This window comes from Nitrobacter sp. Nb-311A (genome assembly GCF_000152905.1).
GTDB lineage: Bacteria > Pseudomonadota > Alphaproteobacteria > Rhizobiales > Xanthobacteraceae > Nitrobacter.
Window position 1 is genome coordinate 370,213 of sequence record NZ_CH672416.1, and the last position, 24,257, is coordinate 394,469.

The window sequence follows — 24,257 nt, forward strand, 5'->3', positions numbered from 1 at the left end:
CGAGAGCGGTTGGCCGTGTTCGTCCACTGACCGGCCAACGCGGCACTCTGAAAACTCGAGCCGTCAGGATGGACGCGGTCGACACGGGGATCGCGTCGAAAGCGTCGATCCTCCTAGATTCAAATGAGGCCCCGAGAAATTGCGGGCTTTACCAAGAAATTCTCCGGCGTGACTTTATTGCCGCAGTTACAGCTTGGTGGGCGGCCGAAAAGCGCCGCCGGCCGATGAAGGATCACCGGCCGCGTACACCATCACATTCGGATCGGCGGTCTTGAGAGCATTCAGGATGACTTGCAGCTGGCCCTTTTTTTGATCGGCATCGAAGCCGAAGATGATCAGGCGCGGCTTGGGATCAATCGTGAGGCCCGCGTTGCCGGTAGCAACTTCTTGCACCATCGGGTCACACGGGAGCGGCACACCAGCTCCTGAGTCCGAACGCACGTGACGGCGCATCGCGCCTAGCCGCAGGATGGCGCGGCAGGCGGCCTGGTAGCGGGCGATCAGCGCCGGGGTGTGATGACTAAGGGTTGATCGGTAGCGGCGAAGCTGACCAACCACCGCGGGCACTCCGCTGCGTGCCCTGAGCGCCGTATTGGTAAAATGCTTGGCCTCGTGGAACACCACCGCGATGTCTGTGCCTTGTCGTTCTAATGTTGCGACATCGAGCCGGTCTAGACTGCGATTGGCCGATGAACCAGCGCCGTCAGCCATGCTGCCGTTACCCTCGCGCTCTTGTGCTCTCCCCAAGGCAATTTCGACATCGACTACGGCTGGGCTGCCCATAATCATCGGGTGCAAGCCGCTCTTCTCGGCCCCCGCGAGATCGCTGGCCGCGCGGATCATGTCCCGAAGCGTTTCTTGGCCGGCATAGTGAGTCCAGCCGATCCCGTTCGGCCTGAATTCGCCATCGACCAGTTCGGCCAGTGCCTGTTGTTGGCGGACCAGATATTTGACATGGGTCTTGGGGCTGGCGGTGCCGTCGCCCCTGTCGTCGATCCGGAAGATCGAGCCACCTCGATAGTAAACGTTCAAGGAGTTGCGGCGCACGGCCAGGAAGACGTCATCGCGCTTGAGGACATCCCGCCACCAGGATCCGCTGTTCTGCCGGGCCAGTTGGTCGAGGTGGTCCAGAAACGCGTCACTGACGCCGTAGCTGGAATCAGAATCTGTCACGCGGCGACCTCCCACCATTCGCCGTCCTGCTTGAGTGCGACGGCCTCAAAATGCTCCGGAAACGACTGCGGTGCGAAGGTATGGACCGGCACCAGCATCTTGGGCGCCACCGCGCGAGCCAGTCGTTTCAGGTCCTTGATGCTGGCATGGCCGGAGGTATGGGCATGGACCAGCGGGATATCGCGCTGCGCCAGTTCCGCCATGAGCGCCCGGCCGCGTTCCTGTGCGAGGTAGCCGCTCCATTGCGACCAGATCGCAACCGCGCCGCTTAGGCACCCCGCCCGGTCGAGGTCGCTGAGCATCGCCGAGCGAAACAGCATCGCCGCGTTCGGCGCGATCTCGGTCAGCCCTTCGCCGAAAATGCGGTGTGTGGCGTGGTGATCAAGAAGATCGAAGCGCCCGGACCGCTTGATCTGAACGCGCTGATACTGCGGGATGTAAAGAGCTACACCGGGCCAGTTCGATTGCGGGATATGGGTGTTGTCGGTCGCCCGCAGCATTTCGGCGGTATAGAGGTCGATGATCAGCGTTCGCCCGGTCCGCTTGCAGGCTCGGTAGAGACTGACCATGCGGTCGATGTTCTGCGCGGAGGCCGCGACGAGGGCCAAACCCTTGGCCTCGCCGAAGAGCTCGACCAGGCGTTGCTCGACCTCCGACTCGGTCGGAAAGGACAGATCGGGATCAAGGCGGCCGAAGCTCGATCCTTCCATCAGCATGACATCGACGTTTTCAGGCGGATCGGAGACGAGCTTCTCGAACAGCGCCGCTTTGCGACCGTGGCCGCGAATGTCGCCGGAATAGAACAGCCGTTTGCCGCCAGCCTCAACCTCGATGGCGTGGGCGTCGTAGGCGGAGTGGTCGACAAGATGCGGCGTCACCCGAAACGGGCCAAATTGGAGCGTCGTGCCGCTGGTGAATTCGACCGGCCTCGCCGGCACATAGGGCCGGGGCACGAACGGGGCTGCGGCCTGCAGAATGCGAAGGGTCGCCGCGCCCAACGCCACCGGGAGATCAGGTCCCGCCAACGGCGCCAGACCCCAATGATCCACATGCCCATGCGAGAGCACCAGGCCCAAAAGGTCGTCGCCGCCAGCCAGCCCCTCAATGACCGGATGCGATCCGACATCGTCCGGATTGCCGTCCAGCGGCAGCCCCAAATCCAGCAAAAGCCTGGCGCCATCGGCCCGCAGTTCGATGCACGTCCCGCCGATTTCTTTGGTCCCACGATGGATTCGGACGCGCACGAATTAAAAAAGCCCATATGCCCATAATAGGGACATTATAGTCCGTGTTTTAATGGACCGCCAAGCCGTTTGTTGCCTTAATGAAGGCGACCGCGCTTGTAGCTTGGAATCTTCGACGCCTGCGTGTGAAGCGCGCGTTGTCTCAAGAGGCTTTGGCGGTGGATGCTGGCATCGACCGTTCGTATGTCGGCCGGCTCGAACGGGGCGTAGAAAATCCGACGGTAGAAACGCTCGATAAATTAGCAACGGCGCTGCAAGTCGCTGCAGCGGAGCTTCTGCTAGTGCCTAAGGCCGGCGAGAAGCCGCCAGCTACACTTCGAAAAGGGCGTAAAAAGAGGTGAAGATCGCGTAAGCGATATCCGGCCTTGATCACGTCAGCATCGCGCACCGGCAGACGACAACCATACTCAGCAGCCTCCTGCGATCTGCGCCGCTCAATCGTCGGGTAGATTTGGCGGAGTGTTGGGCTATGATTGTCCAATAACAATAATCGCTTGGGGCAGGCTGAGGTATGGACAAAGATCACGCCAGCAAAGCGCACTCGGCCGATGCCGCGGCGCTCGGATTTTGGTATCAATCCTTCTATGCGCTCCAAATCCTAGTGACGCTGACTACAGACGACGCGGCGATCGGCATCGAGCAACTTGATGACATAGAGCTTAAGGCTGACGGTCAGACACTGCTCTATCAGCTCAAGCACTCGATCAGCGCAGCACCGGCGCCTATCACCCTCAAATCAACATCGCTTTGGCGTACGATGAAGGTCTGGATCGATGCGTTGCCATCGCTGAGCCTAGCCGATACGACGCTGCACCTCGTAACCGTGGCCGAGATTTCTGTAGATAGCGCTCTTATGGCGTTGACTGACCCTGGGGCCGACCGCTCCGATTTGGTCACGGCGATGACGACAGAAGCCAATCGTGTCATGGAGGCGCGCGAAGTCGCTGCGAAAGCGAACAATGCGCCACCCTACGCCGACCGCTTCAATGGCTGTGCCGCTTTTCTCGATCTTTCCGAATCGGAGCGGCTTAATCTTCTTCGCCGCGTCCAAATTCGCCCGAACAGTCCGACGGTGGCGGAGGTTGAGCAGGAGATCGCAGGCCATTTCCATTTCGTGCTCCCCGAGCATCGGCAGACCGTGGCAAGCCGTCTCATCGAATGGTGGGATCGGCAGATCGTCTACTCCCTTTGCCGTGAGCGCGAGTGTGTCATCACGCGGACCGAACTGCAGGCCCAGATTATGGCGATTGTTGCCGATCTTGAGCAGGGCAACCTCGTCCCCGAATTCGAGACGATCAGCCATCCTGAAGACTACCAGCCGGATAGCATGCTGGCTCGGCAGATAGCGCTTGTGAAGGGCAAGCCGTTCGACCTTGAGCGTGCCATTCGCGAAGAGTGGAAGGCACGTGAGCAGCGGGCTCGGTGGCTCGCCAACAGTCCCGCAATGGCGACAAGGATCACCAAGTACGACCATGTCCTGCGTGAGCACTGGGCTGATCGGTACGCCGAGATAGTGGACGGCTGCACCGCACTCCAAGATGACGCGAAGTGCGCCTCGGGGCTGAATCTTCTGCGCTGGACTCATAACGACGCGCCGACGATCGTTCGCCCAATCGCCGAAGGCTGGGGTGCGGCCTACTATGTGCGCGGGAGCTATCAAGTGCTCGCGATCAACATGAAGGTGGGCTGGCATCCTGAATACGAGAAATTACTCGAGGATGGGGAATGAAGGTCGCCCACGACGTCTATGCCGAGACCAATCCTGCCTTCTGCGCGGCCGTTCTCGTCGAGTTCACCAAAACGTATGTGTCGATGCGGCCTGAGGGGCCGGAGACGCCAGCTGTGTATCTAGCGCTGCCAGTCGCGCTCTCGGGCGAGCTCGCTAGCACTTTCGCCGGGACGAATAAGAACACTGGCCTACTCGAATGGCTGGAGCGCAGCCCACAGGTCCGAGTCGGGCTGGCCAAGCGGGCAAACGCCTCACTGGACATCGTTACCGAGGCGATTCGATTTGGGTGCTTCGCACAGCTGCTGATCTTGGGCAAAGGGACGTTCCTTAGACTTGGAGACAAGAAGTTGAAGCCGAGCGCAATCAGCGCGCTTGGCCAGGAGCCGGCGCAGGCAATGAAGCGGGCCGGACGCCTTGGGTATTGGTTTGCCGCAGCAGGCTCAACCCGCACGGTTTTTGATATGATGGGACTAACAGCATGACACGCTGGAACATCACCACGATCTTCTTCCTGGGCGTGTCCAGGCAGCGCCGAGAGGTGACTTTCGCGGCTGACGAACTGAACATCATCACGGGCGCCTCTGGCACGGGCAAATCGACCCTGATCAAGGCGATCGACTACTGCCTCGGCTCGAGCAAATGCGAGCTGCCCGCCCATGTTCGCCGACGCAGCGTCGCGGTCGGAGTAAAATGGATCGCAGGCGACGCGGAGATGATCGTCGGACGCGTGATCCCGCCCGTAGGTCAGGCAACCAGCACGCGTATGTTCACCGCCACCGGTCGAAATTTGCCGCTGCCTGAGACGGTAGACGAGTTCGACGGTGCGACGACAGTTGAGGCTGCGAAGGCCTTTATCGAGCGCGCGTTCGGGATCGGCGATGTAATCTCGGAGCCGGATGTCGCTGGCGTGCGTGGGCGCGCCAGCGTGCGCCACGTCACACCCTATTTGTTTGTGACTAAGGAGGTCATATACAGCGAGTCAACCCTCCTCCACGGCTTGGAGAAGGCGGACAAGGCGCGCGACATCATCGCGGCTATGCCTTACTTCCTTCGCGCGACCGACGAGGCGAGCGCAATTGACGAGCGGCGGCTGCGGCAGCTGCAGCGGGCGCTCGAAAAAGAGGGGGCGAAAGCACGCTCGCGCGCGGCTGCCGAGACGGCGCTCAAGCAGCGCGCAATCAGTCTCCTTACTGAAGCCCATCGCATCGGGCTGGCCAAGTCGCCCCCGCCGGATGCGCCAGAGGTCACGCTTCTCGCAGAATTAAAGACGATATGTGAGACGCAGCTTCAGGCAAACACTTACCCGGACGAGGGTGAACTGGGAGCTCTCAATCGGCGGCGCCGAGAGATTTTGTCCGAAGTCAGTGCGCTACGTCGGCGCTTGCAGGCGACCCGAACGGCGCTGCGCGAGGCGACGGGCTTCCAAGGCGCCGTTTCGCGTCAGCGTGACAAGCTCATGCTAGCCGAGCACCTGCATCTCGACGGTATCGCTGAAGTTTGCCCAGTGTGCGAGACCCCATCCGAGCGCGGACGCGAGGCAGCCCAGGCTCTGCAGGCCACTCTGACGAAAGTGCGTGCGGAGAGCGTGGCCGTGGAGCGTGTGAGGCCCCGGCTTGTCGAGCATGATGGCGCGCTTGAGGAGGAGATCGGCCGGCTCAATGTCGAGCTGCGCCGCATCGACGATCAGATTCAAACTTGGTTGCGCCAAAGCGAGGAGACGCGCCGTTTGGCTGATCTTGGCCAGCTTCGAGCACATCTACTCGGCCGGATTTCTTTCTTTCTAGAAGCGAGCATAGACGAACCACATCAGGCCGCGCGCGATCTCAGCGTATTGCGCGCCGAGATCGCCGAGTTGGAGGCGCGGGTCGATCAGAAAGCGAAAGAAATCAAGCTGCGGCGGGCGGAGACAAGAATCTCGCAGTTTGCGTCTGAGGCATTTGTGGCGCTGCCGACTGTGGCGCCTTGCATCGGGTCAGAACTCGACTTCTCGTCCCGCCAGCCGGAAGTTACCGTCATTGAAGAGGGAAGCGGTGCTGTTCTAAGGCTTCCTGATGTCGGATCTGATCAAAATTATCTAGCGATCCACATAGCGCTCTCCTTCGCGTTACAGCGCTACTTCGAGACGGTGAATGCTCCGGTGCCAGGTCTGCTCGTGCTCGACCAGATCAGTCGACCTTACTTCCCAACAAGCGGCGAGGACGAGGACGAGGCCGAAATCTCCGGCGGAGAGGAAGATGAGGACGTGCAAGCGATGCGCAAGCACATCGACTTCCTGTTCGCCGAGACGGCTCGACGGAAGGGGCTACAGGTCCTGCTCATTGAACATGCATATTTCGCGGACGACCCCCGCTACGTGACCGCCACTAGGGAGCGATGGACGCGTGCCTCGGGACAAGCCCTTATTCCACTCAATTGGCCGACACGCGGCGCCGAATAGGAATTTCACAAGCGCCATTGGACGCTACCGAGTACTCGGTTGATCTCACACTTATATTGTTATTTTATGGGAACATCGTCTTACATCATTCTAACGACTGTGGGTGGCCGGGACGGGAGAGGACACGTGGAGCCAAAGGGGGGCGAGACGACGCTGTTGACTCGAGCCCGTTTGGCTGCTCGGATTCTTGCGGCTGATGCCACATCGATGCAAGCACGTGCCGACGCATGTCTAGGCTTACTCGCCGAGATCGGAGCGGATGAGCGGCTCGGGGCCCTCCGCAAGGCGCTCAAGATTTTGCCGGTCGAGGAGCGTCATTACTGGATTGGTACGCTGTACACGCTAATGCTGCCGACCAAGGTCCGGCGATCACAAGCGACCTATTTTACACCGCCGGGCGTGGCCGATGCGGTTGTAGAGTTGGCCATCGAGGCCGGATTTGATCTGGCAGGCGATGACGTGCTCGATCCGGCGGCCGGCGGTGCGGCCTTCTTGTCGACGATCGCTGGTCGAATGGCCGCCGTAGGGCTTGCCGCGAACGAGGTCGCCTTTCGGCTTAACGGTATCGAGATCGACGCGGGCTTGGCAACCCTTTCCCGCCACCTGATTGCCGATCGATTGGGCGCGGCATTGCCGCGAGATGTCGTCATCATCGGCGATGCGCTTCGAGTTCAAATCCCAGCCTCGTATGGGCTTGTCATCGCAAACCCCCCGTATGGTCGGATGTCGATCGACGACGTCCACGGCGAGGCGTGGCGGCGCGTTGCCCATACCGGCCACATCAATAAGTACGCGCTATTCGCAGAACTCTGCTTCCGCAATGCAAAGCCTGGAGGGGTAGTCGCGCTCGTTATCCCCTCGAGTTTTCGGGCCGGCCCCCTTTACGGCCGTATGCGTAAATTTATCCGATCGCAGGGAGAGGTGCTGACAATCGGCTCAATCGCCGACCGCGACGGCATTTTTCTCGACGTCGCCCAAGACATTAGTGTGTTGATTGCCCGCAAGGGAAAACCTCATCGTGCGGAAGCAATGGTGCGATTTCCAATCATCGGCGCGGCGGCCGCCATGACCCGCGTGTTTGAGCAGGCGCTACCGACAAAACCTGACGCAGCTTGGCCGCTTCCCGCTTTCGATCCGCAGACGATCGGTGGCGCGACGCTGGCCGATTACGGGGTCAGCGCGCGCGCGGGATACTTCGTCTGGAATCGCGAAGGCGCCCGACTCGTGACCCAGCTCGGAAGCCGGCGTGGCTTTCCTCTGATTTGGGCGAAGAACGTGCAACCAGGAGAGCTTTGCCGGCCCGCCGGCAAGTTGGGTACCAGGATCGATTTTGTCACTTTCCAGGATGAGAGCCCGGCAGTGATCCGGTCAACGGCGGCCGTCATGCAACGTACAACTAACGACAAACAGCCGCGACGGCTTATTGCGGCGATGGTGGATCCCGCCGTCGTCGCGCGGTGGGGCGGCTTCGTGTCGGAGAACCATACGATTGTGCTCACAGCCCAAGATCCCGAACGGCTCGCGCTTGCCGTCGCACTTCTCAATACCGCCGCGGTCGACCAGCGCTACCGCCGCGTATCCGGAACGGCGGCCGTCTCTGTGACTCTGCTCCGACAGCTCGATCTTCCCACGCCGGCAGCGTTCCAGGCCGCGCTTTGCGAAACCGCCGGTGATACCGAAGCTGCGGCTCTCGCTGCGTATCGCCTGCAGGCAGACATGGTTGATGCTTAATGGCGCGGCACCGCCCCTTTGACCGCGCACCGGGCACCGACCTGCGGGATCGACAGCTGCAGCGCCAGGCGCAGCTCGAAAAGCGGGCCGGACTAACGTCGAAGCTGTCTGTCAAAGTCTCGCGCCAGGCGGCGGAAACCACCGTTGCCAGTACCCCTGTTGAGCGCATCGATCGGAACGTGGAAGGATACATGGCGGCGCTTGCAGTCCAGCCGTTCCACCGACTGGCATCTCTAGAAGTAGCAGAGCTCACGCCAGCCTACAGGAGGTTGGTGCGGTCCGCGGCGGAGGTAGCCCGAGATGGATCAGCGCAGGTGGTGATGCCATGGCCTCCGACGCGAATATCGCCTTCAGCGATCGCAGCCCTTTTGGCGATCGGCGTCGTCGGAAGTGCTGATGTCGAGCAGATCCTGATCGAGGGAGAATGGTCCAATACCCGCAAGCGAGCCGATGAGCTCCGGGCCGTCGTATTTCCGTATGCGCGTAGCACGCACGCGTTGGCCCGTTCGGTACAGGTCGATCGCCATCTCCTCGGTGAAGTGCACTTCGAGCACCTCAAGCGCTACCTGACGGGTGGTGCCGATGCGGCAAAAGACTACCATCAGGTTCTGGCGCGCGTGCGGGGATTGAGCGGGCGGGCAAAGGACGGCATGGACTACGCAGAGTTCGAGCATCCGATCTTGGACGAGATAGTCCCACACGGTTCGCCATCAGGAGCTCGGCCCTCCAATAGCTCATTGCTCTGGCGAACACGGAGCAAGACGGACATAGCGACGCACAAGCGTTCCGGCGAGGCCGACCATCCCGCGATGGCTCCATATTATCTTTATACAATCCGCGCTGGGGACCGCCCCGGCGCGGAGTTGAGAGCCATTCAAAGGGCACCGGACCTACTCATACTCGATCTGTCTAAAAGTGCGCGCGACCGGCTCGGCTGGAACTGGCAAAAGCACGCCGCGGACATGGTCGCCACCATGCGGTAGGTCCATCCATCTACCGGCATCCTCGCAATTGTTGACGATCCGTGGACTTACCGAGCCGCACGCTTTGACCTTCTCGGAACCAAGCAGCCTGGCCGCAAGGCAAAGACGCTGCCGGCCATTGGGCACGTTGTGTACTCGCCAGTGTCGGGACTCCTGCAGAATCCTGGACAGGCAGAACCGCAATTCGAGGGCGGCACGCGTATCAAGGTCGACGGTTTCTTTGGCGATGTCGATCGCAATATAGAACGGCTGCGGGGGCTGGCGAGCCGGCTAACGGAGCTAGGTGACCTGACCGGCGCTGATGCGGTGAGGGTCGTTATCGCCACAGTTCGCCGCTCGGCGTGCCTGCCCGGCTCGATTGCCGAACTCAGCCGGTTTCTTGAACGAGAAACCTCCACGGCAACGGCGAACGACCAACTCGCGATCTACCGCGTCGCCGCAGAGCTCTCATGTCTTACCGATCCACGTAGCCCGGCCAGCCAGGCCGACGCACAGGCGCAGGTGATGTCGGAAACAAGGGCCATCATGCGCTCGCTGGAACAGGCGACACCGATGTCGACGCTGATGGAGGACGCGATACAGCCGGCCCTTCGCTCGAGTTCGAGGTCAATCTTTCTGTTTCGCTCTGACATGGTCGCAGAATTTGCGGCCGATCGGCTATCGACGGCGCATGCGAAGCTGACGGAAAGGCTCGACGCTGGGATTATCCGGTTCGTAGGCGAGCGTGTCCTGAGTACGATCACGGCCATGCCCAACTCAATGCGAAACCAATTCAAGCGGGCGGTCGTCGTTGCCCCCACAAGGTCCGCGATCCTTGCGTCGCTTGCCGAGGCTTGGCTGCCCGAGCAGATCCTAATCTTGGCTGACGCCGACACGCTCGCCTTCGCCGCGCGCGACGCGAACTCTCTGGCCGACGAGATCGACATAGCCCCACTCGCTGCCCGGCTGCGATTGTTCGCGGCGCGTGCCACGGCGCGCGTTACCGAAATTGGACGGCACAATGTGCAGCTCGACGCGGAGATGCCGCCCGACGATGTCGAGTTCCCAACCAGCTCCGTAGTCGACTTGAGCGGCGGAGTTCGGGGCGAGCGGCGCTTGATCGAAATCTCTATGGACAACGGTCAGAGGATCATCGCGCGCCCGTCGACCGGCATCGTCCTGCGCAATGACAACGCCACGACGACCGCCTTCATCGAGCGCCCGGCTTCGCAGGTGCAAAAGGGGGACGAGGTTTGCGTGATCGGCCCGGGCTTCATTGAACGGGCGCGCGCACTCGTCAACGTGCGCGCGACCGCGGTAGCAGAAATCCGCGAATACCATCATCAGGTCGCTCGCCGCTTCGGCGAAATCCCGGGCTCCTCGATCAACGAGCGCCTTCGGGCCGTCGTGTCTCAGATGGGAGTGCCGCTTATCTCGATCGATAGGGCGCGCTACTGGGTCGATCTCGACGGCGAACTCGACAAGCCGCTGCACGATGTCGTCCCCCATGCCCCGCACGATCGCGATACCTTCATGCGCCTCACGGCGGCGCTCGGTATCGGCCAGAAGCTGGCGGAAAGCTTTTGGCTTTGGGCTGTAGTCGCACAGCGGTCGCACAGGCTGCGCGCAGGAAACATCTTCCACGATGCCTTTCGCGGCATTCTCACTGATCCGCATGCTGCGCTCGCAATCAATCGTAACCGTAGCGCCGACATTCGCGCGCTTCGCGCCATGGCCGAAGAACATGTAGCTATCGTCGCCGAAACACGGAACTTGGAGGCAGCGTGAAAGGCCTTTCAAGCAAACAGCTCGCCAACGTCGACATCGAACTCAAGGAGGCCATTTGCGACTCCTTGGTAAATGCGCTGGTTGCAAGGGTCAGCGGCAATGATGAGCGTGGCCGGACTATCTTGGGCAATTCGCCGCGTCGCGGAATCTTCGCCGGGCAGTTGCTCCCGCGCTTCGATGTGGGTGGCGCGGTTGACGAGACCTCCGATATCCGGATCGCGGCGATCGGGATGGACCTCATTGTCAGAGCCGGCAGTGGCGCGACCATCCGGGTCACCCCGCGCTTTTCTGCATATGTGCGCGTCATTCCGCTTTGGCGGGACCTGACTGCAGGCGGCGGCGAGCTCGATTTCGATTTCAGGCTGCTAAAGAGTATCCAGCAGCAGATCGACGATGCCATCAGAGCAGAACGCGTACCTGCGTTGCAAGCGGCCGGTGTTGATCGTCCCGATTGGAAAGGCATGGATGAAGCGAAGCGCGCAACCGTGCGCGCGCGGCGGACACAGATTCTCGCGGCAATCCGGACCAAAGCCTACGCGGCGCATGGCATCAAGCTCCTGTCCGGCGAACCTGAGAGTGAACCGGCTGATGCAGTTCTGCCGAACGACGGCGCAATAAGCGATCCCAACATCCTCGACGACAACCCTCCCCAGCCCGCGCCGATCGCGCGCCTCGTGCGCGAAGGCCGTGCGATCCCGCTCGGCCTGGTTGATCCCGCGCCCGTTCCCGGCAAGTGGCGCCGGCTCGATCTGTCATTGCCGGCTATCGAATTTGCCAGTGACGCCGATGACGCCAGCCTCGCCGCGACAGTCGAGGCGTACAACTCCTCGCTCAGGCAAGCGGTGGCCGCGCAACTGGAGGCGTGGGCCGCCGGCGACGGGTCGACCGAAGCTTGGCGTGATGCCGCAGTGCAGCCGGGCGAGACGCTTGACGAGGCCAAATGGACTGCGGCGACGGCCGCACTTGCCGCGCGGCCCGTTGAGCGCGCACGTGTTGTCCCAGACCTCTCCCGTGTGGTGGTGAAAGTAGAACGGCAAGCTGACTTCCTCGACCCCAGCCGCCTGTCGCTGCGGATCATGCTGGACAATCAGTCGCCCGAGCTCACGCCGCGGGACGCGCAGGGCCGCTGCAACACCGTTTTCTGCGCCAGCCTCTCGCTGCTGTTGCCCGAGGCCGCGCATCATCCGTTGCGACTCGACCGGGTGGAGCCGTCGTATCGTTTCCGCGACTATCTCGATTACCCGGCGATCGGCATCAATTGTGGTGTCGAGGCCCGGCGCGCTGAAGGCCACCTTGGGCTCGATACCACGGTGGCTCCTCGCTTCGCGCAGCCGCGCATCGTCGCGCGTCGCATTGATGTATCGTTCGAGTTCGTGGTTTTGAAGGACCAGGGCTTCGATCCGACTAAGCTGCTCGAATTGCCTCGATCCTACGTCAAATGGATTGATCGACAGGAATTGCGCCTCCGGGACACGGTCGGGGCAGATCTCGATCCAGCCGATGCGGAAATTGAAGCCGCGCGGTTGCGCAAGGACATTGCCGCTCAGCGTGCCGAGGCGCGCTACATTGAGCGCGGCATCGAAGTCCTGATGGCCTCGAAGATCGCATACGAGTGCTTATCTGGAGCGAGCCTGGCAGAACGAGAAGCGCTCGAGCGCAGGGCCGCGCCGTGGCGGGCGTGGACCATGACCAATGAAACTTTCGCGCTTCGCGACGAGTATGACCCCAAGCGAGGTTGGCGCCTCTTCCAAATAGCCTTCGTCCTGGCACATGTGCCGGTCTTTGCCTCACACATGACTGAGTGGCGCGAATTCCACGACCCTGAACTCGACGAAGAAGGTGTCAGCCTCCTATACTTCCCCACCGGTGGCGGAAAGTCCGAGGCCTTCTACGGCGCTCTGCTGTTCGCCATGTTTCTCGATCGTTTGCGCGGGAAGGATCGGGGCATCACAGCGATGATCCGCTACCCTCTGCGTTTGCTCACGCTGCAGCAGGCGCAACGCCTACTCAAGCTTGTTGTGCGAGCGGAGATTGTGCGCCGCAAGCACAAAGCTGGACATTGGCCCTTCGAGATGGGCTTCTGGGTTGGAAATCAGAACACGCCGAATCACTACCGCGCGTTCCGCGCCGATATCCCTCTTGCGAGCGATGAGGGGTTCACTGACGACAGCGAGCTCGATGGTAAATCCGGTAATGAGGAGCAACGCGCACAGGGTCGTCGCTACGTCGAGGCGCTCGAGGCGTATGACAAGATCCCCGAGTGCCCGATTTGCGGCAAGCCGACGGGTTTAAGGCGCGACGAAGGTGAAAGCCCGTTCGGCAAGCGCGCGGTAATTGTTTGCTTCAACGAAGGCTGCACATGGAATCGCGAGCATGGCGGGCGGCATCCCCTGCCGTTCTTGCTGACCGATGACGCGATCTACGCTCGCGCACCGGCCATAGTCCTGGGGACAGTCGACAAGCTCGCGATGCTCGGACAACACACTGCGACAGTCAGCAAGGTGCTGGGCATGTTCGGCCTAGCTCGCAGGATGGACAGGTGGGGCAATTTCGATACGCCGCGGCGGGAGGACGACCTTCGGCGCGACCCCGCCGACGATGACTGCTTCAACGTCTTTCCGGCCTATGCCAACGGCCAACGCGTCTTCCACGATCCGTTCCCGTCGCTCATCATTCAGGATGAGGCCCACCTACTGGAGGAAAGCCTCGGTACCTTCAGCGGGTTGTTCGAGACGCTGCTGGAAACGGTCATGAAGGACGTAGCGGACATGGCGGGCGACGGACTTGAGGTCGCGCGTCGCTGGACGGGGGACGCGTGGGGCGCCCCACGTATGCCGAAGGTCATCGCAGCGACAGCCACGATCTCCGCGCCCGAGCGTCAGCTCGAGACCATCTATCAGCGTCTCCCGCTTCGTTTTCCATACCCCGGGCCAGACCTCTACCACTCGTTCTTTGCCGAACCGGCCGACCCGCCTGCAGGCAATGGGGAACGCGTCGCGTTCACTGCAGCCCTTCCATTCACAATGCGGCCCGAGCAGACTGCGCCCTGGATGCGGCTCTACGTGTCGCTTATGACGAACGACGCCACCCACACAGTGACCACGGTCGGCGTGCTGGCGGCGTTCCATGGCATCGTCACTTCCCTGTGGGATGGCTTGCTCGACGATAACCGCCGAGCGCCCACCGTGGCCTTGATCCGCTCGGCAATACCCCAGGGGACGGCGGGAGATTGGCACCGAGCGGCGATAGATCGCGCTATCGCCCGAGGCCGGGCAGACGAGATCATGGCTCTCGTCGACCTTCATCGTATCGCGCTCGCCTACGTCACCAACAAAAAGGGAGGCGATCAGATCATCGACGCGTTGAGCGCCGCGGTCGAACACCAGCATAGGCGCATCGGAAGAGCGCATACGGCCTTCGAAAGCCGCCTTATTTCTGGCGGCATCGACATGAAGGACATCCAGGGGGTCATGGAGGATGCCGAGACCTCGTTCGAAGGTGCTATCTATCCCGACATTGCAACGACCCTACGCAATATTGTGGCTACCTCCGCGATAAGCCACGGCGTGGATGTCGACCGATTCAACAGCATGTTCTTCGCCGGTTTGCCATCGGACATTGCCGAATATATCCAGGCTTCGAGCCGCGTCGGACGTACGCATGTCGGTTTTGTCATACTGCTTCCCACGCCCCAGAACCGCCGTGACCGCTACGTCATCGAGACCCATGACATCTTCCATCGTTTCCTTGAACGGATGATTGCGCCGCCGGCTGTCGAACGCTGGGCAGAAAACGCGATCAAGCGGACCATGGCCTCATATGTCCAGACGTGGGCGATGCTACGCGAGGCGCGCGAGTTCATCGCGCAGGAGGACTGCAGAAAAGCAGAGGTAAACCACATGGATCAAATTAGCCGGTTTGCCACTCTGGCGCGGCGCAATCATGTGGCCTTCTGCGAGGCGCTTGGCGAATTCATGCTGCGGGCGAGCGGCTTCGCCGGAAGAGGAGCCTCAAAGCTGGGAACGCCCCACTACGCGGAGTTTTACCGTGCCCTTGTCGAGAAGCAGGTCGACACGTTCGTGCGCGACATCTCCAATCGGGGCACAATCGCGAGCCTGCGTGACTATTGGGATGACTTGCCGGCGTTTCGCCCTCCGATGACGTCGCTGCGAGATGTCGACGAGGCGGGGTACATTGTCGCCGCTGGTCGCGATCCGCTGGCCCGTGGGCGATCCACGGATGTAGACCGACAAGACCTCGCCAAGGTCATGCGCGCGATCAGGTCACAACGAGGGACGGCCTCGGAGATGGACGCGGACGGAGGCGGCTATGAGCGTGGGTAAGCGGGGCGGAGGAGACTGGCGGACCGCGAACCGGCGGCCAGCGGCCTTCGGCGGCGTGAGGCGCGAGGCTGAAATCCTCGAGCCCCCAACCATGTCGAGATCGCGCGTGCAAATAGCAGGGTCATACGCACCCGGGGTGCTCATGACCTGGGAGGGCGGAAAGGGCATCTGCCGCTCTGTACCGTTGGCAAACGACATCACCAAGCAACTTAACCGAACCACAATCGACCTCGTGTTCGAACACCTGAGCGACTCCGCCACCAACTGGCGTGACCGAGCCATGAAGGCGGTCCCCAACGCGCTTCCCGAGCTCGTTCTTGACGCCCCCTTCCGCGACTCAAGAACCGGCGAGGTCCGGATAGAGCGCGGTGATTTCCAGATGACCGGGCCGGACCGCGTCGGGTACGTCCCCTACCCGTTGCTTTACCGCTGCGGTATCTGTGGCTCGACGCGCGAGTACGAAAGCGTCGCCGATCAGGCGCGGCAGCCACTCCCCAAGAAATGCAATGGCCACGATGCCCGCTGGACGCAAGTCGACGTTGTCTACGTGCACTGGTCTGGTGAAATTCAACCTCTAAGTCCGTTCAACTTCAACTTCGACCCACAGACCGGAGGTACGCGCCAGATCAGAATGTGCACTTGCGGTTCGGCCAGCTTCAAGCTGCGCAACGAAGCTCCGGTATTCTCGGAATGGCGTTACGTTTGTGAAGGCTGTGGGGACGCGCGTTCGCTCAAGAAAGCTGATCCGGAGGTGCTCGCACGGCTACAGACCGAACAAAACGCCGGCGGGCGCGCCTTCCAGTGGATCGAAGTCAACATGCTGCCGGTGTCTTACCGCGCCAACTCGACCTTCTACCCCCAGCGCACTAGCTTCATCGAATTCCAGGACAGCTCTGTCGTTGAGCTGATGACCCCACCGCGCGCCGGAGAACTCGTCGCGAAGCTGGCCCAGATACATCACATTCCATTCGCTGAGCCATCGGACGATGAGGTGCGAGTCATGGTTCAGGCCGATCCGACGCATGCTGGAGACTGGGACGACTACGTCAGTTTCCTCGACATGGCGCGGCGGGCGGAAGAAGGTGGTCGCCCAGAACGCGCGCGCGCATACCGCGACAATGCGCACGAGCTGCGCGAGGGTTGGTTCGCCGCCGGCATCGTCGAGCGTGGCAGACTTGGTAGCCCAGGCGTGCTCCAGGCCATCAACGTGCGTGAAGACTGGACACGCCGATACGACCCAATCCGACTTACCATTCAGCACAATGCGTTTATCCGTGAACACATTGAAGAGGCGATGGCGCGACACGCGGCCGTTGACGTCATGGAGCCAGACATCACCCTAACCGACGTCGTCAATGACCCGCTGCGGAAGACGCGTTACCAAGCCAATATCGGCAACCTTCTCGAACATCTGGGCGTCGAGCGTCTGGTGATCGTCCGCAATCTGCCCATCTGCGAATTCAGCTTCGGCTATACCCGGGTCTCCGCTACGCCCGTCTACAAGCGAGAGCACCAGGGCATAAGCGTCGATATGCCGGTGCGCCTCAAGGCTTTCGATCAGCTTCCGGTCCAGGGAACGAAGCGACCAATCTACATCACGCAGCAGCAAAACGAGGCGCTCTACTTCAAGCTGGACGAGGCGAGAGTGCTGCGCTGGCTGAAGGCCAACATCGTGGTCGACATTCCCGACGAGAGTTTAGGCCGGGCATATCTAGAACGGTATGAGGATTTTGGACCATTCTTGGAAATGTTCAAGGATCGTGAGGGTACAGGAGCCTATCCACGCACGCTGCCGGCCTATGTTTACCTACTTCTTCATACCCTGTCGCACCAGATGATGCATTCGTTAGCTGACGCGTCCGGCGTCGACCGTGACGGCATTGGCGAGCACATTTTTCCCGCGGATCTTGCTTTCGTGATCTATCGCAAGGGTATGACGCCCGACCTCGGCAACATCTCGGCGATGTGGCGCAACCACGCGGACGAATTCCTGCGCCGAGCTATCGCCCCACGCATGTTGAGATGCGGGTCCGGGAGTTTGTGCGACGCGAGAGGTGGAGCTTGCCCTGCCTGCGTGATGGTGTCAGAGGTGAGCTGCATTGCCTCCAACCTGTTGCTGTCGCGCGCCGTACTCAAGGGCGGCAAGGGTCCCGAATGGGAGCCGAAGTCGGCGCCCGATCTGGTTGGTTTCTTCGATGTAGCTCTTTCGAAATGACCGACGAGGTCCTGATCTCGCCGCGTGCAACCGCGAGGCTGGTTGTGACAATGCCGCCGGCGCCGAGTCGGCTTGCCGACGCACTCGCGGCTGATATCGCCAGCGACTATGTCACGCTTACGCCGACGACGGATGCCTTTCGGCACTTAGCACTGTTGGCACGCCAGAGGTTCACGGTCATGATTCCGTACATGGATCGGATTGGGGCAGACTGGGCCACTGAGTTGTTCGAGACTACGCAAGCCATAGAACGTATTCTGGTAATCAGGGATGCTTCGCAGATCAGCGGCTGCGGCGAGGCGGGACGGCGGCTCGAAAGGGCGACGACCCGCATTATCGATTATGGAGGTGCTGGCCTCACACAAGAGGCGTTCCACGCCAAGATCGTGCTAGCGGATGGCGTCGCGGCCTATGTGGGCTCGGCCAATCTGCTCCGGCGCTCGAAACTTGCTAACCTGGAATGCGGGATTCTAGTTGAAGGTCCTGCCGTGCATGCTGTCAAGATCCTGATCGATGCGGTTGTCAACATGGCGGCGGGAGCCAGAGCGGTGCCCGACATCTAAAGAGCCGCTATGCTGCACACATCAACTGAACCCCGCCATCTCGCTGGTCGTCTCGATTGATATCATATTTCAGTCGACGACTGGTTAGTTAGGCATCCTCGCTGCGCTCGGGCGAGACGTAACGAGCGCCGCAATTTTGGGCAATCGTCGTCGCAGGTGGCAGACCAAATGCCCTCCCACTCGTAGTCGCAGCGATAGCAGTGATAGAAATTTCGGAATAACGGCATCGGCCAATCCATCTTGAAGAAGCAGCGGCATCCGGTGCCGCTGCAAATTGATGTTAGATGCTACGCGACGATTCGTCCTTTGATCCGTGCCTCGTCGGCGTAGGTCGTGAGCGACTTGCACGCGACGAAGTGGAGGTCCCGTTCGACAGGTAAGCCGAGCGGCCCAGGAATCGACATGATCTCGGTCAAGCTGACGTAACCGATCTCGGGACAACCCAAGCCTAAGTCGCAAAGTCCAAAAAACCGGTCCGGCTCATCCGGATCGCACTCCGTCAGTAGCCAGGTTGCGCCCGCATCCGGCGTGAACAATTTTACGACTGGAAAGGGATCGCGTTCGTCGACCAAGGCGTTGACAAGAAGGGCGACGCGATCTTCGACAGTGAGCAGATCTGTCTCAGCCATGAAAGGTCTCCGCGATATCGGAGACTTCGGCTTGGCCGCCCGGTTGAGTGTGCCTGGTGCGGGATCCTGCTTTGCGAGGCCGCTTCTTGCTCTTGGCGACGGATGTTGCTGTCGTAGAATTCGGCGTCTCGCTGCCCGGCACCTTCGCCACAATGACAGCAAGAGCGGCGTCATAAACGCGCTGGAAGTCGCAGTAGCGCTTCCAAAGCTGCTCCGCCGTTTCTCGATCGCCCGCCACGTCAATAGCGTCGATGAATGTCTCCAGGGTGAAGTGCTGGAACCGGACCCTGGTAGGGTCGTCCTCCGAGAGCGGGAGCAGTTCGCTGGCGTAGACGCGGAAGGCGGCGTCGACGCGCCGGTTGAGGCGGGGACCTACGCCAACGAACATCGCTCGCGGTGTGATGCCGTGATCGACCGCGAGTTGGGCGACGCAATGCTCTCGCATCAACTGCTCAATGAGCGGCGCTCGGAGAATTGCGCTCTCGGGATCCTTGTAAAGACGGACCTCTTTCAACGCCTCGCTATAGCGGTCGCGCCACCGGGCCACGTTGGTCGGTTCTTCCGAATACTTGACCTCGACGTATACGATGGCGGACTCGCCGTCTGGCGTCGTCACGTGAATGGCGACATCAAATGCGGTACGGTCGGCAAGGAAGCGCTCGTCGCGACGTCCCGGGGAATGTTCAAACGCGATGCGCTCGACGGAATGGACGAATTCGGGCAGCAATTGGCGGAAGACGTTTGTCGCCAATTTTGTATCGAGAGCGAGCGGACCGAAGGCATTCGCCACGAGGCACATGGACGTCAATGTGTTGGTCATGAGGCGATCTTCGTCGACCGCTGCATCGTCCTCGCGAAGCAGAAGAAACTCACGGAGTGCCAGCAGGTGAACCTGGGGGGAGATGAAGTTCAGACCAGTTTCGGCCGCGTCGGCTCGAAGGTAGGAGCCGAGGTGGGCGCCGTGCTCTTTCACGTCAGCGCTCGGAATGCCTTGATCATGCATCCACAAAATTTGGAGCAGGCGTGCGGCCCGCCGAAAGCGCGAGTCGATTAGGCAGTGCGAACCGTAATGTTTAGCGATAGCGTCGCTGACGAACGGTGTCCGTCCGAGGCTGGCAGCTTTGGGAAGCGTCCCAATCTGGACTTCCGACGGAACAGTAGAAATTTTCGGCATCGATATCTCCACGAGAGTTGACACGGGAGATTCAATCGAGGGCTGCCGATGTAGACGGCGATATGGAATCAGCCGAGAGCGATAGGCGCTCGGTTGCTACTAGTTTGAAGCAATCGTTGGCGTACCTCAGCAAGAAGGCCGGCGGTTTCAGGCCCGGTAGTGTCGGACCACCACGATGGTGGCTCAGGCCGGTTGGGCTGGCACCAAAAGGGGGCCGGATCCTAAATGGAATTCAGGATGAACAAGGTACTCGGGTGGAAGTATAAAGCCGGCGATTAGGTGAAGGGCAACGGACCGTCCTTCGGTACCATATTTTGCGGTCAAATCTAGAGTATTACCCCAGATCTTGGCTACCCTCTGAGCTATGCGCTCAAGCTCGATTAAGCCTGGGACATTTACATAGGAGGCCGCCGCGGAAATCGTGGCCGCCTTTTCTATTCGTCGCGTCGGAAGACATTGTCGTGCAGGAATGGAAATCCATAACGAACAGTGCCAGCTAAATGCGCTTGAGCACGCTCCGAACCGAGCCCGGCTCTTTGACTTCGATTTTCAAGGCGAGCACCGCATCTAAATAGCGAAAACTGCGTTGAACCTCGATCCCCTGCTAATAGTTGATCGAGTAAGTAGATGGCAAGGCCGACCAATAGCCGCCTCCATCCCGGATGCCGGTTTCCGCAAACCAAGTTAGTAAATTATCATGCACGACATCGAACGCGCAGAGCGCGTAACGTCCAACGTCGCGTTGGATATATCGACAATTTCACAATATGAAGTCGTTGGCTTATCGAATCGGACTACACCCTCAACCGCAAACGATTTTCACTCAGCGCCGACCGATGAAGTGGTCGATGAGAGCAACGTGGAAAGCTTTGTTCGCGACTACATGGCGCGCCGGCAAATTGAAGTGCTTTTTGATGGGACTTTGTTCTTGCGAGACCGCCCGTTGCAGGCAATCACCGCCGAGGACATCGACGCGGTTCTTGCTGTCGACCCTCCCAACACCAACGATTTGCTAGACGAAATCGTACTCTTCGCCCGAGGCAGGGGCGCTCGATTCAAGAAGGGCGACCTTAGCGCTGCATTACGTCAGGTTTTGCGAACGGAAAGGAGACGCCGATATCAAATCGTGATGCGTCCCCTCTTAGAAAACTGTTCGCTAGAGGCTTATGAGCGGGCGAGGGAATCTTGGAACAGATTGGGCACCCTGTTCGATATGGAACGTGAACTGGCTGTCGCAATCCTGAAGCATTTTTGCTGGTGTGTGAAGCAAAAGCAGCTCGGGCGCACCGTCCTGCATCATTGCTTCCCCATCGTTTTTAGCGCGGAGCAGGGCACCGGCAAGACCGTCTTTGTCAAGAAGTTCATTTCGCCCTTGCGCGAACTCGCGACGGAGGCCGCACTGTTCAGCGATTTGTCGGATCGCCGGAGTGGCGACATTTTCCGATTCCCAGTCATTTTTCTGGACGACATGGAGGAAGTTCGGACCAGGGAAGGCCCGGCATTGAAATCGGTTCTAACAGCGGACAAACTTCGGCGTCGCCGCATGGGTACTTCTTTTTCGGATGGAATTCGGCAGAGCAGCGTTCCCATAGGCACCTCGAACCGACCGATTCACGAATTGGTGCAGGATAGCACCGGCCACCGACGTTTCGCCATGATGCCGTTCCGCAACGGTGCTGTTACGAAAGGCGGCGATGCCGAAGTTTGGCACGTTGTGAACTCGACGGATTACGAATTACTGTGGCAATCGGTCGATGCCTTCGCCCCGAGCCCCATCCTTCCCTACCTGAGGCAGCTTCGAGATCACCAAGGCGCGTCTCGTAGCAGAGACAGCGTTCTTGACTGGGTGCGTGAGCTCGATTTCGAATCAGAGCCGGTCCGGAATTTAACGACGAAACGCGGCCTGCGAGCTCAAGCGCTGCATGCCCTCTTCATGGTGCAGACGGGAACGGAGATCTCGGCGAAATGTTTTGCGGATGAAATGCACCGCGTGTCACTACAGCCGGACACGCCCTTTGCCGACAAAATCAAAACCGAAACCGGTGCGCTCTATCGCCTCAAAAGGCCGCAGGATGACGGCCGCCACTGTTGCTCTCCGCGGTCTCATCCGCCGACCTCAAGCTTGTCATCTCTGTCAGGTCCATCAGCTTCGTCAGGTCCGTCATCCTCGTTGAGCGTGGATGAAGCGATTGGACAGCCATGAAGCTTACGCTTGCTAACAAATACCGGCCTCAACGATTTGAGGATATTTGGGGCCAGGCCACGTCTGTGAAACTTCTTTCCAGGTTGGCCCAGCTACGTCATGGTAGACCGTTGCTGCTCAGTGGCGCCTATGGGTCCGGGAAAACTTCGCTAGTTCGACTCTTTGCCAAGGCCCTCAATTGTGAAGCTCCGAACGAGCACGGGTCTCCCTGTCACGAGTGTCGTTTCTGCCTAGGCCAAGAACACAGCTGTTTGGTTGAATACGATGTGCCTGCTCTCGGCGGTGAGAAGGACGTAGTTAGAGGGTGGGTTGAAGCGCACCACCGCGAAGTTCGAGACGGTTGGCGCATTCTATTCTTTGATGAAGCACACGCCTTGACACCGGCGGCAATGACTAGCCTCCTCAAAGAGGTCGAGGACTCCAAGCGTGGAATTGCGTTCGCCTTTGCGACAACCGATCCGTGGCAGCTAACAGCGGCATTGCGGTCTCGGTTGCTGGAGATTGAAGTTCGCCCGCTTGACGTGGCTGATGCGGTCGAGTTCCTGGAGTCCATCGCCCGACGCGAAGGTATCGCTTACGACAGAGAGGGACTGATCTTACTCGCCTCAGTTAAACAGGGGCATGTCCGCGATTTACTCGGTGGACTTGAGCATGTTGCGGGCGCTTTTGGCCACGTGAGCGCCGAAAATGTAAAATCGATCTTTTGCGTCCACCATCTTGAACTGCTGGTCGAGTATTTCCAGGCACTTGCCGCCGGAGATTCTGAAGGTCAGATGTCGGCCATGCGGAAATGGCATGATCCAATTTCCGCAAAGGTCCAAGGCGTGCGAGCGCTTCTCACATCGATCTTCTACAATGAGATCCTGGGACAGAAGGTACTGATCGACGCTTTTGTGGATTCGCTAATCAGCGAGCGGTTCGGAATTGTATCGGGCTTCTGCGAGCGTCTTAATGTTGACAGCCCGCGGAAACTTGAGCGCTTCTGGGAGAAGATGCTGAGTTTTTGGGCTGGTCGTCAGTCAATGGATGAAACGGGTCTGACCCTGTGTCTCTCGCTGTTTGAAAATCTGGTAAACCGAGGTCTCACAGATGGTGTCGGACTGATATCGACTGCTGTCCCAATTGTCGAACGGCCGTCGGCGCAACAAGCAGTGTGGATTCCACATGTCGCCACCGAACTTATCAGCGAACGCTTTTCAGAAGACGGCGGCAGGACCGATCAATATCTGAGCCGCGCTGACGTCCGCGAAATCGTAAACCGCGCCTCATTCTTTATACAGCATCATGGACGGATGATGAATGCAGCGTTCACCGTTTTTCCCGGTTGGCGGGCCAAGTCGTCTGAACGCACCGCAATTGAAGCCATCAGGCAATTTCGAGAAAAATTGGATTGTCTCTGCTCGGATGCTGGAGAGCCGCATGCAAGCATGACAGTCTATGAACGTGACTTGGATGGCGTTTTCGGCCGTATAGTCGCTCATGTTCCACAGATTGTTGATCCCAATTTCGCGACTGTTCTGGCGGACTGGTGCAACGGTTTCAACGAAGACAACAGCGAAGGGCCGTTTGTTGAGTGGGATCAAAAATGCGACCCCAAGAATTCGACATCCCTGACATTTCATTGGGATCGCGTATTGGCGCTTTGCGGTTCGTTCTATGACGATGGGGTGTCCCATGGTGCGTGCTCGCTGCTCGATCATCTACAAATCCCTCGTAAGATCAGACGACCATCGGGACCGATACGCAGCCCGTTGCTTGAGTTTTCGGGTGCTCTGACAGCGGAATCGATCGAGAAATCCTGCATGAACAACATGCTGCCCCTGTCCGCATTCGACGCGCAGGCGTGGCCATGGATTCGGCGAGGTTGGGAGCAGAAGGAATTCGTCGACCGGCAAGGGGAGGTTAACAGGCGGCGCGATGAGATAGCGAAAATTCAGCGACTTTGGAGCGGTGATCACAGCCGGCAACTCGCGGAAGTGGAGAAGCTCATAAAGAATTGGTCTCTCGCTGAGAATCGCAATCGCAGTTGGCGCGGCTGGTGGCTTGCTTAGAGGTCGCGAAACTTG

The 24,257-nt window shown here is 59.9% G+C and carries 16 protein-coding genes; 12 read left to right on the forward strand and 4 right to left on the reverse strand.

All coding sequences use genetic code 11. The features are described from left to right. Positions 1–186: 186 nt before the first annotated feature. A complete protein-coding gene (locus tag NB311A_RS19745) occupies positions 187–1,173 on the reverse strand; it encodes a hypothetical protein (RefSeq protein ID WP_245256979.1) in 987 nt (328 codons plus the stop codon). After that, positions 1,170–2,417, reverse strand: coding sequence for an MBL fold metallo-hydrolase (locus NB311A_RS10800; RefSeq protein ID WP_009798577.1), 1,248 nt, complete (start codon positions 2,415–2,417; stop codon positions 1,170–1,172). The genes NB311A_RS19745 and NB311A_RS10800 overlap by 4 nt, the downstream gene beginning before the upstream one ends. An 80-nt stretch (positions 2,418–2,497) precedes the next feature. On the opposite strand from NB311A_RS10800, the gene NB311A_RS10805 reads away from it, so the two are divergent. From NB311A_RS10805 to NB311A_RS10845, 10 genes are all read left to right on the forward strand, one after another. Further along, positions 2,498–2,758, forward strand: a complete 261-nt coding sequence (locus tag NB311A_RS10805; RefSeq protein WP_009798578.1) for a helix-turn-helix domain-containing protein — start codon at positions 2,498–2,500, stop codon at positions 2,756–2,758. A gap of 170 nt (positions 2,759–2,928) precedes the next feature. Further along, positions 2,929–4,146, forward strand: a complete 1,218-nt coding sequence (locus NB311A_RS10810; protein ID WP_009798579.1) for an ABC-three component system protein — start codon at positions 2,929–2,931, stop codon at positions 4,144–4,146. Then, the gene (locus NB311A_RS10815; protein WP_009798580.1) at positions 4,143–4,628 is read left to right on the forward strand and encodes a three component ABC system middle component; all 486 of its coding nucleotides are present in this window, start codon (positions 4,143–4,145) and stop codon (positions 4,626–4,628) included. The genes NB311A_RS10810 and NB311A_RS10815 overlap by 4 nt, the downstream gene beginning before the upstream one ends. Continuing rightward, positions 4,625–6,583, forward strand: a complete 1,959-nt coding sequence (locus tag NB311A_RS10820) for a DUF3732 domain-containing protein (RefSeq protein WP_009798581.1) — start codon at positions 4,625–4,627, stop codon at positions 6,581–6,583. Before NB311A_RS10815 ends, NB311A_RS10820 begins: the two co-directional genes overlap by 4 nt. A 207-nt stretch (positions 6,584–6,790) precedes the next feature. Then, a complete protein-coding gene (locus tag NB311A_RS10825) occupies positions 6,791–8,314 on the forward strand; it encodes a class I SAM-dependent DNA methyltransferase (protein ID WP_009798582.1) in 1,524 nt (507 codons plus the stop codon). Further along, positions 8,314–9,297, forward strand: a complete 984-nt coding sequence (locus tag NB311A_RS22290; RefSeq protein WP_009798583.1) for a hypothetical protein — start codon at positions 8,314–8,316, stop codon at positions 9,295–9,297. Before NB311A_RS10825 ends, NB311A_RS22290 begins: the two co-directional genes overlap by 1 nt. A gap of 141 nt (positions 9,298–9,438) precedes the next feature. Continuing rightward, positions 9,439–11,064, forward strand: coding sequence for a hypothetical protein (locus NB311A_RS22295; RefSeq protein WP_009798584.1), 1,626 nt, complete (start codon positions 9,439–9,441; stop codon positions 11,062–11,064). Next, the gene (locus tag NB311A_RS10835) at positions 11,061–15,407 is read left to right on the forward strand and encodes a DEAD/DEAH box helicase family protein (protein WP_009798585.1); all 4,347 of its coding nucleotides are present in this window, start codon (positions 11,061–11,063) and stop codon (positions 15,405–15,407) included. Before NB311A_RS22295 ends, NB311A_RS10835 begins: the two co-directional genes overlap by 4 nt. Further along, positions 15,394–17,622, forward strand: a complete 2,229-nt coding sequence (locus NB311A_RS10840) for a hypothetical protein (RefSeq protein WP_116394756.1) — start codon at positions 15,394–15,396, stop codon at positions 17,620–17,622. The genes NB311A_RS10835 and NB311A_RS10840 overlap by 14 nt, the downstream gene beginning before the upstream one ends. Then, positions 17,619–18,185 carry a phospholipase D-like domain-containing protein gene (locus tag NB311A_RS10845; RefSeq protein WP_009798587.1) on the forward strand — a complete coding sequence of 189 codons (567 nt, stop codon included), beginning with the start codon at positions 17,619–17,621 and terminating at the stop codon, positions 18,183–18,185. Before NB311A_RS10840 ends, NB311A_RS10845 begins: the two co-directional genes overlap by 4 nt. A gap of 287 nt (positions 18,186–18,472) precedes the next feature. Here NB311A_RS10845 and NB311A_RS10850 read toward each other — a convergent pair whose 3' ends face one another. Further along, the gene (locus tag NB311A_RS10850) at positions 18,473–18,814 is read right to left on the reverse strand and encodes a DUF2958 domain-containing protein (protein ID WP_009798588.1); all 342 of its coding nucleotides are present in this window, start codon (positions 18,812–18,814) and stop codon (positions 18,473–18,475) included. Further along, on the reverse strand, positions 18,807–19,988 hold the full coding sequence (locus NB311A_RS23180; RefSeq protein ID WP_371256503.1) for a hypothetical protein: 1,182 nt from the start codon (positions 19,986–19,988) through the stop codon (positions 18,807–18,809). The genes NB311A_RS10850 and NB311A_RS23180 overlap by 8 nt, the downstream gene beginning before the upstream one ends. 697 nt (positions 19,989–20,685) lie before the next feature. Here NB311A_RS23180 and NB311A_RS10860 point away from each other — a divergent pair. Beyond that, positions 20,686–22,191, forward strand: a complete 1,506-nt coding sequence (locus tag NB311A_RS10860; protein WP_009798590.1) for a VapE domain-containing protein — start codon at positions 20,686–20,688, stop codon at positions 22,189–22,191. Beyond that, complete coding sequence (locus NB311A_RS10865; RefSeq protein ID WP_083780438.1) at positions 22,188–24,242, forward strand: AAA family ATPase; 2,055 nt, start codon at positions 22,188–22,190, stop codon at positions 24,240–24,242. Before NB311A_RS10860 ends, NB311A_RS10865 begins: the two co-directional genes overlap by 4 nt. Positions 24,243–24,257: the final 15 nt, after the last annotated feature.